Origin of the sequence: Pseudomonas sp. OTU750018, assembly GCF_011636575.1 — a bacterium.
Classification (GTDB): domain Bacteria; phylum Pseudomonadota; class Gammaproteobacteria; order Pseudomonadales; family Pseudomonadaceae; genus Aquipseudomonas; species Aquipseudomonas peli.
In genome coordinates this window covers 422,474-438,453 of record NZ_JAAPAU010000003.1, presented here as the reverse complement: position 1 = coordinate 438,453, position 15,980 = coordinate 422,474, and the positions used below count along the sequence as shown (strand labels likewise).

The window sequence follows — 15,980 nt, the reverse complement described above, 5'->3', positions numbered from 1 at the left end:
GCTGCCGCCATTCAACCCGGGCGTTTTATGCCGGACGATAAACGCGCACATTGGCATGCCCCTCACTCAGCAGATGGTGGGCGTGCAAACGACTCATCACACCTTTATCGCAATACAACAGGTACTGACGCGCCTCATCCAGCGCCTTGAACGAACTGTTCAGGGCGTAGAACGGCAGCGCCATGACCTCGACGCCAGGCAGGGCGAGTGGCTCGTCCTCGGCAGCATCGGGGTGACGAATATCAATGATCACGTGGTTGGCCAGCGCTTCGCTGACCTCCTCGATCTGCACGTCCTTGCCCAACTCGTCGATCACTTTGTCGATCGGCAGCAAGGTCGCGCGCTCCAGGGCGCGCTCGAGAATGGCCATGTCGAACTGGCTCTCTTCATGCTCGATGCGCAGTTTCTTTGCGCGGGTGGTCGGGTTGACCGAGATAACCCCGCAATATTCCGGCATGTGCTTGGCGAACTCAGCTGTGCCAATGCGCGTGGCGGTGTCGATGATGTCTTGCTTATGGCTGGCCAGCAGCGGGCGCAGCACCAGCATATCGGTGGCCGAATCGATCACCGCGAGGTTCGGCAGGGTCTGGCTCGACACCTGGGAAATCGCCTCGCCGGTGACCAGCGCATCAATCTGCAGGCGCTCGGCCATGCGCGTGGAGGCGCGCAGCATCATGCGCTTGAGGATGACCCCCATCTGGCTGTTGTCGACCTTACCGAGAATCTCGCCCAGCACTTCCTCAAACGGCACGCTGATAAACAGGACGCGCTGCGAGCTGCCGAATTTCTGCCACAGGTAATGCGCCACTTCCATCACGCCCAGCTCGTGGGCGCGGCCACCGAGATTAAAGAAGCAGAAGTGGGTGACCAGACCGCGGCGCATCATCTGGTAGGCGGCAACGGTGGAATCGAAGCCGCCGCTCATCAGCACCAGGGTCTGCTCCAGCGAGCCCAGCGGGTAACCGCCCAGACCTTCGTGCTGGTGATGAATAACGAAGAGCCGCTGATCGCGAATCTCCATGCGCACCACCACATCCGGATCTTTCAGCGAGATGCCGGCAGCGCCGCACTGTTGGCGCAACTGGCTGCCAACATAGCGCTCGACATCCATGGAGCTGAAACTGTGCTTACCCGCACGCTTGCAGCGCACGGAGAAGATTTTCCCTGGCAGCTGATCGGCGAAGTGCCGCTTGCATTTTTCCAGCACGTCATCGAAGTCACCCAGCGGGTATTCGTCGACCTGCAGAAAATGGGTGATGCCCGGCGTGCAGCTTAAACGCTCAATCATCGCCTGCAGGGTTTTCGGTTCACTGATCTGGGTTTCGACTTCCAGGTTGTCCCACACACCGCTGACCTGCAGCTGGGGATCGAACTCACGCAAAACCGAACGAATGTTCTTCGCCAGCTGCCGGATAAAGTGCTTACGCACCGGCCGGCTTTTGATGGTGATTTCTGGGAAGACTTTAACAATCAGTTTCATGAAAACAGGGGGTGCCGAGGCCGCGAAAAAACAGGGGCGCGGATTATAGCGGAAATTGCTCACGCTTTGATCAAAAATCCTCACTCGCGCAAAACACGCACCATTAATGTGCGCACAACAAATATAGCGACCCATAACGGTGCAAATATTTATCAGGCAGCGCCGCGCAACCCCCGCCAGCCCTGAGTTTCAGGGCTTACACCCATTCCTGTGCACTGGCATGCAATTTGCTCCCTTGTGAGGCAGGATGCCCTGGCGGAGTATGCCGCGGCCGTACCGTACTATTGAGGGCTCACGATTCGAGCCTTATCCACCTGGAGGACAGCATGTCGAAGTCGATTCAACTTATTAAAGAACACGACGTGAAGTGGGTTGACCTGCGCTTCACCGACACCAAGGGCAAACAGCACCACGTGACCATGCCGGCACGCGATGCGCTGGACGACGAATTCTTCGAAGTCGGCAAAATGTTCGACGGCTCCTCCATCCACGGCTGGAAAGGCATCGAAGCCTCCGACATGATCCTGCTGCCGGTTGACGAAACCGCCGTACTGGATCCGTTCACCGAAGAACCAACCCTGATCATCGTGTGCGACATCATCGAGCCAAGCACCATGCAGGGCTACGACCGTGACCCACGCTCGATCGCCAAGCGCGCTGAAGAGTTCCTGAAAACCACCGGCATCGGCGACACCGTATTCGTCGGCCCAGAGCCTGAGTTCTTCATCTTCGACGAAGTGAAGTTCAAGTCCGACATCTCCGGCTCCATGTTCAAGATCTACTCCGAACAAGGCTCCTGGAACACCGACGCTGACATCGAAGGCGGCAACAAGGGCCATCGCCCAGCCGTCAAAGGTGGCTACTTCCCAGTTCCGCCGTGCGACCACGACCACGAAATCCGTACTGCCATGTGTAATGCCATGGAAGAAATGGGCCTGGTCATCGAAGTTCACCACCACGAAGTGGCGACTGCCGGCCAGAACGAAATTGGTGTGAAGTTCAACACCTTGGTTGCCAAGGCTGACGAAGTTCAGACCCTGAAGTATTGCGTACACAACGTGGCCGATGCCTATGGCAAAACCGCGACCTTCATGCCGAAGCCACTGTACGGTGACAACGGTTCGGGTATGCACGTACACATGTCCATCTCCAAAGATGGTAAGAACACCTTCTCCGGCGAAGGCTATGCCGGCCTGTCCGATACCGCTCTGTACTTCATCGGCGGCATCATCAAGCACGGTAAGGCCCTGAACGGCTTCACCAACCCGTCGACCAACTCCTACAAGCGTCTGGTCCCAGGTTTCGAAGCTCCGGTAATGCTGGCTTACTCGGCGCGTAACCGTTCGGCTTCGATCCGTATTCCATACGTTTCCAGCCCGAAAGCTCGCCGTATCGAAGCACGCTTCCCGGATCCGGCTGCCAACCCATACCTGGCCTTCGCTGCACTGCTGATGGCCGGTATCGACGGTATCCAGAACAAGATCCACCCTGGCGATGCTGCCGACAAGAACCTGTACGACCTGCCACCAGAAGAAGGCAAGCTGATCCCACAAGTGTGCGGCAGCCTGAAAGAAGCCCTGGAAGAGCTGGACAAGGGCCGTGCGTTCCTGACCAAAGGCGGCGTGTTCTCCGACGACTTCATCGATGCCTACATCGAGCTGAAGTCCGAAGAAGAAATCAAAGTACGCACCTTCGTACACCCGCTGGAATACGACCTGTACTACAGCGTCTAAACCCGCACGCAATACAAAAGGCCACCTTCGGGTGGCCTTTTTGCGTTTGGCGCCTGGCACAAGCCACCTTTCAGCCCGTAGTTTTCTGCGCTGGTACACGCCCAGCCATCAACATGCTTGCCAGCACGCGCTACCAGTGCAAGGCTTAGGGCACCTTACTAGGGAGAGTCCGGTATGCGCCCTCTACTTATTTGCCTGCTACTGGGCCTGGCATTGCCGGCCAGTGCGCAGATCTACAAATACACCGATGCCAGTGGCAATACGGTATTCACCGACCAGCCGCCCGAAGGCCAGGCGACGCAGAATGTCGAGCTGCCGAAAACCAACAGCGTGTCGATGCCCGTCCCAAGCCAGCCCACTACAACTACCACAGACCCTGTCGACAAAGCCGCGCCTTACAGCACCCTGCAGCTGACCGGCATCCCGGATGACGAGGCCATGCGTGCGAACAATGGCACCTTCAGCGTGGGCGTAGACATCCAGCCACGCCTGGCCAGTAACCATCGCCTGCGCCTGCTGCTCGACGGCAAGCCACACGGTCAACCGAGTAACGTACCGCGCCTGCAAATCAGCAATGCCGACCGTGGCGAGCATAGCCTGGCTGTGGAAGTGCTCAGTGGCGAGCAATCGATCCAGCAGAGCGCAACCGCCACCTTTACCGTGCAGCGGGTCAACACCAGCAGCCCAGCGCTGCGTCCGCCGCCCCCCAAACCTACGCCCAAGCCCACACCCAAACCGGCCCCTTGATCCATGCGCAATCTGCTGTTTTGCAGCCTGATGCTGCTCGCATTGCCTGCCTTCGCGCAGGTCTACACCTATATAGATAGCGAAGGGAATCGCGTCTTCACCGACAAACCGCGGTCCGGCGATGCCGAGCGTGTCGAACTGGCGCCCAGCAACTCGATGCCGACCATCCAGACACAAACCGCGCCAGTTATTGAAGCGCCACCAGAACCCAGCCAGCGCTACAGCCTGCTGCGTATTCTGGTGCCGCAGCCTGACGCGACCATCCGCGACAGCGCCGGCAACCTGATAGTCAGCGTCAACAGCGAACCGAAACTCTTCCCGCAGCACAGCTATCGCCTGCTGCTGAATGGCACTCAGGTCGGCGAAGCAGGCAGCAGCCCGGTCTTCCCACTGGAGAATATCGACCGCGGCACGCACCAGTTGGCGGTGGAAATCATCGACCAGCAGGGTCGCATCATCGAACGCACCCCCACTCAGCCGTTCCACATGCTGCGCATCTCCCTGGCGCAGAAGCGCATGGTGACACCCTGCAAGAAAGCCGATTACGGCGTGCGCCCGGAGTGCCCTCTCAAGGACAAACCGCCGGAAAAGAAAGACATTCCCCTCGTCCCATTTATCTAATCTTGCGATACGCACCAAAGCAGTGCGCATATTGCCCAGCGTTTCTATACTCTCCCTGTTTTGGGTCGCCGCGCGCGACCCGGCTGCGCTGAAAAGCAGCTAATTCCCGGCATCCCACGGCCAAACACGCTTCTTTTCGGGGCTTTGGTTTGCTTCTTGCATTTTCCAGCTGCATTGCTGGAACCCAAGGGTCTGCTGACATCCCATATGATCATCAACGACGCACTGCACCGCCTGCTGCTGGACAACCTGACCACTGCCACGCTGTTGCTCAACGACGACCTGCGCCTTGAGTACATGAACCCGGCAGCGGAGATGCTCCTGGCCGTCAGCGGCCAGCGCAGTCACGGGCAGTTCATCAGCGAGCTGTTTACCGAATCCAGTGAAGCGCTGAGCGCCCTGCGCCAGGCCGTTCAGCACGCACACCCCTTCAACAAGCGCGAAGCGGTGGTCACGTCAGTCAGTGGCCAGACCCTGACCGTCGATTACGCGGTGACGCCGGTGCTCAGCAAAGGCGAAACCCTGCTGCTGCTGGAAGTGCACCCACGCGACCGCCTGCTGCGCATCACTAAGGAAGAGGCGCAGCTGTCCAAGCAGGAAACCACCAAAATGCTGGTGCGCGGCCTGGCCCATGAAATCAAGAATCCACTCGGCGGCATCCGTGGCGCCGCGCAGCTGCTGGCGCGCGAACTGCCCGAAGAAAGCCTCAAGGATTACACCAATGTGATCATCGAGGAGGCCGACCGCCTGCGTAACCTGGTCGACCGCATGCTCGGTTCGAACAAGCTGCCGTCCCTAGCGATGACCAACGTGCACGAAGTGCTGGAGCGCGTCGGCAGCTTGGTGGAAGCGGAAAGCCAGGGCAGCATCATTTTGGTGCGCGATTACGACCCGAGCATTCCTGATGTGCTGATCGACCGCGAGCAGATGATCCAGGCGGTGCTGAATATCGTGCGCAACGCCATGCAGGCGCTGTCCGGGCAAAGCGATCTACGCCTGGGGCGCATCACCCTGCGCACCCGTGCGCTGCGCCAGTTCACCATCGGTCATTGTCGCCACCGCCTGGTGACCAAGATCGAAATCATCGACAACGGCCCCGGCATTCCGCCAGAGCTGCAAGAAACCATCTTCTACCCCATGGTCAGTGGTCGGGCCGACGGCACCGGCCTTGGCCTGGCCATTACCCAGAACATAATCAGTCAGCACCAAGGCCTGATCGAGTGCGAGAGCCATCCGGGTCATACCGTGTTCTCGATCTTCCTGCCGCTGGAACAAGGAGTATCACCGTCATGAGTCGCAGTGAAACCGTCTGGATTGTCGATGACGACCGCTCCATCCGCTGGGTCCTGGAAAAGGCCCTGCAACAGGAAGGTATGACCACCCAGAGCTTCGACAGCGCCGATGGCGTGCTCAGCCGCCTGAGCCGTCAGCAACCCGATGTGATCATTTCCGATATCCGCATGCCGGGGGCCAGCGGCCTTGATCTGCTGGCGCGCATTCGCGAGCTGTACCCGCGCCTGCCGGTGATCATCATGACCGCGCATTCAGACCTGGACAGCGCCGTGGCGTCCTACCAGGGCGGCGCCTTTGAATACCTGCCCAAGCCGTTCGATGTCGACGAGGCGGTGTCGCTGGTCAAGCGCGCCAATATGCATGCGCAGGAGCAGCAGAGCCTGGCCGTGCCGGTCGAGCAGCCACGTACGCCGGAGATCATCGGTGAAGCGCCGGCCATGCAGGAGGTATTCCGCGCCATTGGCCGTCTTTCGCACTCCAATATCACCGTGCTGATCAACGGCGAATCCGGCACTGGCAAGGAGCTGGTCGCCCACGCCCTGCACCGCCACAGCCCGCGCGCGGCCTCGCCGTTTATCGCGTTGAACATGGCTGCGATCCCCAAAGACCTGATGGAGTCCGAGCTGTTCGGTCACGAAAAAGGCGCCTTTACCGGCGCGGCCAATCAGCGCCGTGGGCGTTTCGAGCAGGCCGACGGGGGCACGCTATTTCTCGATGAAATCGGCGATATGCCAGCCGACACCCAGACCCGTCTGCTGCGCGTGCTGGCCGACGGTGAGTTTTACCGAGTTGGTGGCCACACCCCGGTAAAAGTGGACGTGCGCATCATCGCCGCCACCCACCAGAACCTGGAAAGCCTGGTGCAGGCCGGCAAGTTCCGCGAAGACTTGTTCCACCGCCTCAACGTTATCCGCATCCATATTCCACGGCTGTCGGATCGCCGCGAAGACATCCCGACGTTGGCCCGGCACTTCCTGAGCCGCGCCGCGCTGGAGCTGGCAGTCGAACCCAAGCTGCTGAAAAGCGAAACCGAAGACTACCTGCAGCAGCTGCCGTGGCCGGGCAACGTGCGCCAACTGGAGAACACCTGCCGCTGGATCACCGTGATGGCTTCGGGCCGTGAGGTGCATGTCGACGACCTGCCGCCCGAATTGCTTAGCCAGCCGCAGGAAAGCGCGCCGGTCAGCAACTGGGAACAGGCGCTGCGCCAGTGGGCCGATCAGGCCCTGGGCCGTGGTCAGTCCAGCCTGCTGGATACCGCCGTGCCAGCGTTCGAGCGGATCATGATCGAAACCGCCCTCAAACACACCGCCGGCCGCCGCCGCGACGCCGCAGTGCTGCTGGGCTGGGGCCGCAACACCCTGACCCGCAAGATCAAGGAGCTGGGCATGAACGTCGAAAGCGCTGATGACGAGGACAGCGATGACTGAGGCCTCGCGGCTAAACCGATCCAAGCAAGGCCGCCGCACAGGCGGCCTTGCTGTTTCAGCGATACAGTTCGCGGCGGTAGATCACCGGGGCCGAGCCCTTGTAGATCCCAAAACTGGCCAGGCCACGCGCAGCAGAACGGGTCGCCCCGTCCCAGGGGTACTGCAACCAGCTGGGCGCGGATGGAAAACTGACCTGCACCGAACCGTCGTTACCGTTGCCTGGCGCACTCATTAGCACCTGACGTTGAGTTGGATTCAGCGGCCAAGCCAGGCTGGCCGTGGTTTCCCCAGCAGCCAAATGGCCACTGAATTGATCCAGCTGCGCCGCCCCTAGGCTGACAGCCGTGGTGCAGGTGTCCAACCCTTCAGGCTGAAAGCTGCCGTTTGCGTTAGCCTGCCAACTCTCCAGCACCACCGGCAGACTCAGCCCCTGCAGTTCCGAGCCATGCGCGTTGCCCAGGCGCAAGCGGCCCAGACGCACTTCGCTGCCGGGGCTATTGGTAAAGTCATAGCTAAAGTCTTGGCAGCCGCCCCCAGCACCGATACAAACCCCATCACTGTCAGTTAAGGCTGCCGCAACAAAACGCTGCTGCACACTGGCCGTAAACGGATAGTCATCGCTGCTCGGCAGCTCCGCCGGTTTATAGAGCAGCTGTTGATTGCTCCAGCGAAAACTCTGTTTACCATCCCCATCCCCCGCACCCTCTTGTGTGAGGTTGGCCGTCCCTTGGCTGGCAAGGCGCGCATCAAGTCCAACTACCCCGGTAGTCGAAATAAACGCACCGGCATTCGGTACTGCCAGACGCCAAAAGTCACCACGATCATAGTTACTCGTGACGTTGCCGCTTCTGTTGTAACCAGTAACCATCAAGGTCGGCTCATTGCCTGAAGTAAAACCCATGGGCTGCCCTTGATAACTGAAGGTACTGCCACAACTCGGCGTCAGGCTGGCGCTGCCGGCCGCGCCAAGATGCGCCGGAATAAAACGCCCAACCAGACCACTGCTGCCGCCACTGACCGTCTCACCAAAATAACCGTTAGCCGGTGGCGTGGCCGTCAACCTAAACACACCAACTTCAGAAATAGATTGGTTTTCCACGGTAGTTTCATTGCCCACGAGATGGGCATAACTGCTGATCCCAAGCACACCGTTGCTACCACCAGCAGGCGCTTGAACTTGGCTATTCAAGGCAATGTTGTTCTGACGATAGTTAGGTGTAACGAGATTGTTACTCAGGTCTGCTGCCGTAAGTGGCTCAGTATCACTTTGCCAGGCTACTGCCTTGATGCGCATGCTGAACGGATCGCCAGCACGTACACCACCCGGGAACACAGGACACGATATGTTTGCAGCACAACTGCCCGCAGCATCAGTCTCCAGCAACAATCCATAGGGCTTGCTTACAAACTGATCAACACCCGTCATCAGCAATCCGTCATCGTCAGAGTCGTCATTGCCAATGTAGCGAGCACTGAGCGTCACCAGCCCAGCATCGTCGTAACGCACAGTAAGTGGTGCGCTGGCGTTCGCATCAAAATTCAAGTCGAGCGCAGCGGTACCTCCCACCAAGCCCACGCCATTGACGACAACAGGCTCGGTTCCACTGTCAGGGTCGGTGTACGTAGAGCTAAATTGGACATTGCGCTTACCACTTGCAAAGCCTGGAACACAGGCCTGACTGGCATTATCTTTGCGCACAGCTCGAATGGTTGCGTCAGCTTGCCGCGCTGCCAGCAAATTGGGGACATCCAACAAAAAACCGCTGTCTGCAAAGGTAATTGAACAACTGTTCGAAGCCCCCCCCAACTGGCATCGGGAAATGTTGCTAGCAACCGGCTTTACTTCTACAACATCCAGCAAAAACGTGCCTGCAGTTCTCTTATTGAACTGCACAGTACCTGTACCACCTGAGAAACTGGCGAATCCAACAGCCTGTTCGTCTAAACGGAGGGTCGCACTAACGCCTCCGGTATATAACGAAGTGCAAAGACTGTCGACGCACGCCTGCAGCGTTAGGGTCTCTGGGTTACAGGTTAACCCTGCGCCATCATGGTTAATTCGAATATGATCAATCACCACACAGGGATGTGTCGCAACCACGTCAGCCAAAACAGCAGCATTACTAATTTCAAAATTGTAAACCCGCACACTATCGAAAGTACCATCGGCCGAGTTTAGCGTTCCATTTTGACCGATCACGGAACTGCGATTATCACCAACAAATAACGTACCTAAATTACTGGGCAGAATGCCATTAGTAGTTGTCTGCGCGACCCTCGCGAGCACGCCATCCACGTAAATCCGAAGAACGGTCTGGTTTGTACCTGGTGCAAATCGCCAAGTAACAGCAATATGTTTCCAAGCATTGGCATTCACCGTTTGGGGGAGTGTGTCTACAGTTGCAAGACCTCCCGCACTATCACTCATCACAAAACGCAACGTGCGATTAGCGCGCTTAGTCAGAAAAAACCAACGATTGTTTTGAGTAGTTGCATCCAACAGCTGATGATCACGAACACTCCAAGCATTATTCCCCCGATACCAGAAGGTAATTGAACCGCTGTTACCAATGGCTGCATCGATATCAAGATTGGTATTTACCGCATTGCTGGTGCCATTGGTATTTGCCGCAATGCGAACCCCCCGGCATATGTAGCCATCGGCCTCAGAAGAAGCACTTCCAACGGCCTGCCCATGGAACGCATTACCGGACCAATCAATAACTTCGTTGACTGTGCCATTGAGCACACCTTCCTCAAAACGGTATTCAGCCAAACGAGCGGGTTCCCCCGAAGGGATAAACCAGCGAATAGCTGTGCCGGAATAGCTATATTCACTATTAAGGGAGTAAAGCGTGAAGTCGGAGTTATCGACTTCAACACCAATAGTGGCACTCACACCACTGGCATTACCTGTACCGTATTGAAAAACAAACTCACCTGATTCATAAAGAATGGCTTGAAAGCTATAGGCCCCACCAAAGTTGAAGTGTGGAACGCTTTCCCAAGACACCACCAACCTGCGATTAGGTGCAGTGCCTTTTGTCTGATATCGCACGGTGCCACCCAACCGCGGGTTGATATCATCCCAATACAACAACATAAGGCGATCGGCCTGCGAACCTGCTGAACAGCCTGAGCAGGCGGGGGGCGTAGTAGTTACTGGCAGATCTGTATTATTAAATTGCCGATGGAACTGAGTATCGGCACCAAACTGCAAAGCCCCATTGGCATGTACACGAACCTGAGTGTAATTAACGCCAGCAAAGCGGAAGGTAAAACCAATATTGATAACTTGTTTGTCATCATCACGAGGAAAACCAGTCTGCGTTTGGTCCCAGACAATATTGGTATTAGCAGACTCCCACGCATAGTTCGTGGACTGAAATGCATAAGTCGCGGCCATTGCCTGAAAAGGAAGAAGAGCAAAAAGTACGAGCAGCAGTCCAACGTGAGACAGCGCATACGCCATCCGTCTAAAGCCGCGAAGCCCGTCCTCAAGGCCCATCTTCATACCCCATTCTCCAACCCAAATAGTATGCTCACCTTGTTGGCGCACGACTCACCAACAACCGACACAGGGCATCCAGCCCCCGCACGGCTCAACGTTCCACGACGGCGGCTAACTGACGATACGCATAATCAGCGCTACCCGTAACACCGTACTCAGCCGTAGCGGTCAGCTGATAAAACTGCACCATTCGGCCTTCCTCACTCACGCTCAACGGCGTGGTCGCCACACAGCTGACACTGACGGCAAACCCAGACACGCTGAAACTGTCAATGCACGCCTCCCCGTTCAGGGCCTGCTTAATGCCCCACTCAAGCCCTGCCTGCGCCGCCTGATATGCGCGCGCTTGCTGAATGGCCAGATTATTGGTGGCATTTTGGCTTACAGCCAGCCGTGCCATGACGGCGATTACGGCGGCCATGATGATGATCACGAACATCGCCGCCACCAGGCCAAAGCCGTTTTGCCGCGAGTCAGGGCGCATTGTCGACGTGCACCTGTTGCATCAGCGTGATTTCCTCACCTTGCAGTTTTACCCCCAACCGCAGGGTCAGCAACGCACCACGGGTATTGGTGCCTGGCTCGTAGGTAAACGTGCAACGCGACACGTTGTCCACCAGTAGCGAACTGTTGCCCACTGCATACGTATAACTGCTAGCCAGACTGGTAAAGCTGGCACGCCGGATAACCCCGGTTCCATTTCCTGTACTCGCATCTGTACCCGGACTCTCACAGTGGTAGCCCACCACTTCTCGGGCCAGGTAAAAGCGCCGCTGCGGCGAGGCGAATTTAAATCGAAAACCTGAGGCCGCAGCGCCACTGAGGGTCATCACCCCTGCATTGAAGGCAAACCCAACACCATTGGGTGTTACTACGGCTGGGGTGGCAGCATTACTGCTGTTGAACGGGGGCCAGACGGAATCACCCGCAGTGTTCATGCCGATGTTGTACAGCACCATCCAACGCGCATCGGCGACACGTGCGGCTGTCATGCCGGGGCTCAGCACGTCGATTTCACAGGTCTGCGGCGATGGTGGGCAACGCGGCGGATCATGGCGCACCGTACTGCCGGCCAAATTGGCGCGGTAACGCCCGGCTTCATGAATGGCTAGCAGTTCAACCGTCTGCCCATCCGGCGTGCGCAAGGTATTCGGTACGGCCAGGCGAACGTCGCGGGCCATGCGGTTGAGCGCACCAGACGCCAGGTCCACCAGTGCGGCCCGCCGGCTTTGGTCGACAAACCCTTGCAATGGGTTGGACAGCACACTGCTGATCAGCACCGCCACCAGCGCCGATAGGGCGATCACCATGATCAGCTCCACCAGAGTGAAGCCATGCTCACCACGCCCTCTAGATGCAAGCGCACTTGATGGCGGGATAGCAAATGCCCGATTGCTCATCAGTAGGCCGTCCTGTAGCCATCGAGCGACAGCAGCTGGCCGGAGGGGTCACGCACCGTTACGGTGATTCGCAAGGCATCAGCATCGTTCAGTTGTTCGGGTACTACCGCAACGGTCACCTGGTAGGCCTCCAGGCCGGCCAACGGCGTAACCGATCCGGCGCTGCGCGGTGCAAACGGCTGATTGACGAAGAACAAACCGTTGTAATCGCATAGGTCATCGAAGCTGCCTCGCCCAGCGCCGTCATGGCTCGCCGCACAAGGCGTACTGGCCGGATACGCCTGCAGGGTGATTTCTTCCAGATAGGCCTCGGCAATCGCCAGGCTCTGCTGGCGCAGCATGGGGTCCGCCGAACGCCCGGTAATCGCCGCCATGGCCGAAAACATGGCCGCCGACGCGATGCCCAACACCACAATGGTGATAACCAGCTCCACCAGGGTCATGCCGCTCTGCGCAGGCTTGTACTCAAGACGGGCAACCCGCGGCAGGCTCACGGTGTGGTCTCAATAAAACCGGTGACGGTATGGACGCTGAGCACAAAGGCTCCCTTGGCCATCTTGGCGGTGTTATCCGGACCAGCAGCGCCCCCCAGGGAATTGAATGTAACGTCTAACGCGGTGCTCACGTCCACGTTGTCAGGCTTGCTGGCGGCATAGCTACCGCCAGCCGGGTTGGCCACCGCACTGCCCTCTGCCTGTGCACCACAGGCCGTCGCGTAGGTCAGTGCATAGCCGGCATTGCTGATCTGCGCATTGATCGGGCAACCACTGGCCACTGCCAGCTTCTGCCCGTAGCGCACTGCCGCCAGGCTTTCTTCAAAAAACAGGCGCTCATCAAACACCTGCCGATCAAAAAAGCGCGGCCCTACCACGGCGGCGAGAATGCCGATGATCACCATGACCATCAGCAACTCGACCAGGGTAAAGCCACGCACAGGGTTTAGCAGCCTGTGGTCGTGGTAGTACGGACGATAGTCGGAGCCGTAATCACAGCCGGCGTACCCGATGATGTGGCTGCTGTATAAACCACCTGACAGTTAGCTGCCGAAGCTGCACCTTTAGCCTGCACAGTTGCTGTGGTGGTCGTGGTAGTGACGACGAAATCGCCCGTATTGGCAGCGTTGTCAAGAGTTCCCCCAGTAATATTCGCCGCCACTATGATGCCAGCAGGGCTGGCATAGCCGTTGGTAATTGCAACAGCGGCCCCTTCCAGATTGACAGTCCCCGGATTCGTACCAGCCGCCAGAAATGCCGAACGCGTGATCGCGCTGGCCGACTTCATCGCGCCCTCAACACCCTGAATGGTTGCGCGGCGAGCATCGGCACCGAAATCCGCAAACCGCGGCAACGCAAACGCCGCCAGGATGCCCAGAATCACAATCACCATAATCAGCTCGATCAGGGTAAAACCGCTTTGTTGCTTCTTCATCAGATAGGTCCTCTAACAGCAATTGATCAACGTACGTAAGTCGTGACGACAGTGCCCGTTGCGGAGTTGTAGACGATCCGGTCACCTGTGGTGGCACTCACTGGCGGGTCGAGTTGATAGGTGTAAGTACAGGTTGTACCGGCAGTTGTGGCCACGTAATCCACCGGAGCAGTCGGTGTCGAGGTAGTGCCAACAGTCGGAGCAGATCCCTGCAGAATCGCGTTCCACAGCTGCACGCAGTTGAGCGCACCACCGGTTCCGATTGGCCAGCCGCTGGCGTTCACATCCACCAGGCCGTCGCCGTATCCAGTTACATCCGTATCAGGAGTCGTATCCGAGCCGTTGGAGCGATTCACTTCCCACTGCGAACGAACCAGCAGAACAGCTGAAGCCAATGCACCGCCGGCACCTTTGACGGCACCTTCATGAGCATCCTTGGAGACGTTGATAAAACGCGGCAGCGCCACAGCGGCAAGAATGCCGAGTATGACGATGACGACAACCAATTCGATCAGGGTAAAGCCTTTGCTGTTCTTCATTGCTTCCTCTCAGTCACTTCAATACCCCGCTGCAGACAACTCCGTCGCGGGTACAGCCTCAAGCTCCAGAGTAAATGATGCTTGTAATGATTGTGACGCAGCTGGCGGGCCAGCTGAAACTACCAACAACCGCCACGCACGCACCTCACCCTGTGTTCTTGTCCACCCGTCGGCAAAGCTGGCTTGGTAAAGAACCCAAGCGTGGTCTGGTAACCAATACCAGCAACCGCCCCGAGGCGCAGCCTCTTCCGTCAATTCACCGCAATAGTTGTCCTGCTGCCAACGCAACAGGGCAAACGGATTTCTCTTGCGCCAGCTACTGTCCAGAGGACGCCCCTGTGCATGATGCTCGGCACTCAGGCTGGCGAGACTAGACGCCAGGTACTCACGGGTGGCCTGCTGCGCACGCTGCTCACTGACCTGCGCAATCTTCCAAGCCAGTGCCAGCAGCACGGCCACCAGCAGTACACCGCCAATAGTCCAAACGAGCCGCCGCGCCAGACGCACGTGCTCTTCCAATTGGTACTCGCCCCTCAACGGCCACCCTTGGCCGCCGAAGCCAGTTCCCACATCGGCAAAAACACGCCCAACGCCAACACCAGCACCATGATGCCCATGGCAACAATCAGAATAGGCTCGATGGCATCGGCCAGTTGTTTAAGGTCGTAGTCCACTTCCTGCTCGTAGAAATCCGCCACCTCGACAAACAGGTCGTCCAGCGCGCCGGTTTCTTCGCCCACGGCCATCATCTGCAAGACCAGGGGGGTGAACAGACCGCTGGCAGACGCGGTGCGGGTCAGGGCTTCACCGCGCTCAATGCCTTCACGCATGGCCAGAATCGCCTGGCCGATATAGCGGTTGCCCACGCTGGCGCTGTTGATCGACAGGGTTTGCAACAAAGGCACGCCGGCGCGGTACATCATCGCGAAGGTGCGAGTGAAGCGGGCCAGGGCGATCCGCTCGAAAATGCCGCCGACAATCGGCAGGCGCAGTTTGATCTGGTCCCATTTCAGGGCACCGGCATCGGTCTCGATCCATTTGAAAAAGCCAAACAGGCTGCCACCGAACAGCAGCGCCAGCAGCCACCAGAAATCCTGAAAGAACTGCGAGGTGCCGATCAGGATCTGCGTAGCCCAGGGCAGGTCCGCCTTGAACTGGGCAAACACCTTGGAGAAGGCCGGAATCACGAACAGGTTGATCACTACCAGCGCCACCGCCATGGCCGACAGCACGAACAGCGGGTAACGCGTGGCCTGCTTGATGCGCTTGCGGGTTTCGCGCTCCAGTTCCAGATAGACCGACAGCTGGCGGAAAGCCTGATCGAGCTGACCGGTGTTTTCCCCGACGCTGATCATGCTGACAAACAGGGTGTTAAACACCTTGGGATGAGCGTTGAGCGCCACGGCCATGCCCTGCCCGCCTTCCAGATCGCTGCGCACCGCCTGAAGCACTTCGCGCAGGTAAAGGTTGCGACTGGATTCGGCCAGACCACCAATCGCACGGATGATCGGCACGCCAGCCTTGCTCAGGCTGTACATCTGCCGACAGAAGATAATCAGCTCTTCCAGGTCGACATGTTTGCGCCGCAGGCTTTCCTTGAGCTGGGCGAACACGTCGCTGTCACTCGCCTGTGCCTGCTCCTCGATGGTCAGCGGGGTAATGCGTTCGGCCAGCAGTTCACTGGCCAGGCTGTCCGCCGAACCGGCCTCACGGCTGCCGATGATCTTGCCGCCTTGGGCATCACGGCCGGTAAAGCGATAGAGGCTCACCGCCCGGCCTCCTGGCGCCATGCGCTCGC

The 15,980-nt window shown here is 58.3% G+C and carries 15 protein-coding genes; 5 read left to right on the top strand and 10 right to left on the bottom strand.

Going from position 1 to position 15,980, the window contains the following annotated elements; translation table 11 throughout:
• Positions 1-25 precede the first annotated feature (25 nt).
• Entirely contained in the window at positions 26-1,480 is a 1,455-nt protein-coding gene (thiI, locus tag HCI85_RS17585; RefSeq protein WP_090254822.1) for a tRNA uracil 4-sulfurtransferase ThiI, read from the bottom strand.
• A 326-nt stretch (positions 1,481-1,806) separates the two neighbouring features.
• Here thiI and glnA point away from each other — a divergent pair, with 326 nt between their 5' ends.
• The 5 genes from glnA to ntrC all read left to right on the top strand — a co-directional run bounded on the left by glnA (position 1,807) and on the right by ntrC (position 7,304).
• Positions 1,807-3,213, top strand: coding sequence for a glutamate--ammonia ligase (gene glnA, locus HCI85_RS17580; RefSeq protein WP_090254820.1), 1,407 nt, complete (start codon positions 1,807-1,809; stop codon positions 3,211-3,213).
• A 174-nt stretch (positions 3,214-3,387) separates the two neighbouring features.
• Positions 3,388-3,960, top strand: coding sequence for a DUF4124 domain-containing protein (locus HCI85_RS17575; protein ID WP_167146540.1), 573 nt, complete (start codon positions 3,388-3,390; stop codon positions 3,958-3,960).
• Between the two features lie 3 nt (positions 3,961-3,963).
• On the top strand, positions 3,964-4,581 hold the full coding sequence (locus HCI85_RS17570; RefSeq protein WP_167146536.1) for a DUF4124 domain-containing protein: 618 nt from the start codon (positions 3,964-3,966) through the stop codon (positions 4,579-4,581).
• Between the two features lie 210 nt (positions 4,582-4,791).
• A complete protein-coding gene (gene glnL, locus HCI85_RS17565; RefSeq protein WP_176600653.1) occupies positions 4,792-5,874 on the top strand; it encodes a nitrogen regulation protein NR(II) in 1,083 nt (360 codons plus the stop codon).
• The gene (ntrC, locus tag HCI85_RS17560; RefSeq protein ID WP_090254813.1) at positions 5,871-7,304 is read left to right on the top strand and encodes a nitrogen regulation protein NR(I); all 1,434 of its coding nucleotides are present in this window, start codon (positions 5,871-5,873) and stop codon (positions 7,302-7,304) included. Before glnL ends, ntrC begins: the two co-directional genes overlap by 4 nt.
• 55 nt (positions 7,305-7,359) lie before the next feature.
• On the opposite strand, the gene HCI85_RS17555 is transcribed toward ntrC, so the two are convergent.
• The 9 genes from HCI85_RS17555 to HCI85_RS17515 form a co-directional block, all read right to left on the bottom strand.
• Positions 7,360-10,818 carry a LamG domain-containing protein gene (locus HCI85_RS17555; protein ID WP_167146532.1) on the bottom strand — a complete coding sequence of 1,153 codons (3,459 nt, stop codon included), beginning with the start codon at positions 10,816-10,818 and terminating at the stop codon, positions 7,360-7,362.
• 88 nt (positions 10,819-10,906) lie between these two features.
• Complete coding sequence (locus HCI85_RS17550; RefSeq protein ID WP_241693806.1) at positions 10,907-11,254, bottom strand: pilus assembly protein MshP; 348 nt, start codon at positions 11,252-11,254, stop codon at positions 10,907-10,909.
• 34 nt (positions 11,255-11,288) lie between these two features.
• The gene (locus HCI85_RS17545; protein ID WP_167146525.1) at positions 11,289-12,215 is read right to left on the bottom strand and encodes a PulJ/GspJ family protein; all 927 of its coding nucleotides are present in this window, start codon (positions 12,213-12,215) and stop codon (positions 11,289-11,291) included.
• The gene (locus HCI85_RS17540) at positions 12,215-12,709 is read right to left on the bottom strand and encodes a type IV pilus modification PilV family protein (protein WP_241693805.1); all 495 of its coding nucleotides are present in this window, start codon (positions 12,707-12,709) and stop codon (positions 12,215-12,217) included. Before HCI85_RS17540 ends, HCI85_RS17545 begins: the two co-directional genes overlap by 1 nt.
• Complete coding sequence (locus tag HCI85_RS17535; RefSeq protein WP_241693804.1) at positions 12,706-13,149, bottom strand: prepilin-type N-terminal cleavage/methylation domain-containing protein; 444 nt, start codon at positions 13,147-13,149, stop codon at positions 12,706-12,708. Before HCI85_RS17535 ends, HCI85_RS17540 begins: the two co-directional genes overlap by 4 nt.
• Before the next feature lie 5 nt (positions 13,150-13,154).
• Positions 13,155-13,643, bottom strand: coding sequence for a type II secretion system protein (locus HCI85_RS21145; RefSeq protein ID WP_167146522.1), 489 nt, complete (start codon positions 13,641-13,643; stop codon positions 13,155-13,157).
• 26 nt (positions 13,644-13,669) lie between these two features.
• Entirely contained in the window at positions 13,670-14,182 is a 513-nt protein-coding gene (locus tag HCI85_RS21140; RefSeq protein WP_167146519.1) for a type II secretion system protein, read from the bottom strand.
• A gap of 18 nt (positions 14,183-14,200) precedes the next feature.
• On the bottom strand, positions 14,201-14,701 hold the full coding sequence (locus tag HCI85_RS17520; protein ID WP_167146516.1) for a hypothetical protein: 501 nt from the start codon (positions 14,699-14,701) through the stop codon (positions 14,201-14,203).
• A 14-nt stretch (positions 14,702-14,715) separates the two neighbouring features.
• The gene (locus HCI85_RS17515; RefSeq protein ID WP_167146513.1) at positions 14,716-15,972 is read right to left on the bottom strand and encodes a type II secretion system F family protein; all 1,257 of its coding nucleotides are present in this window, start codon (positions 15,970-15,972) and stop codon (positions 14,716-14,718) included.
• Between the last annotated feature and the right edge of the window lie 8 nt (positions 15,973-15,980).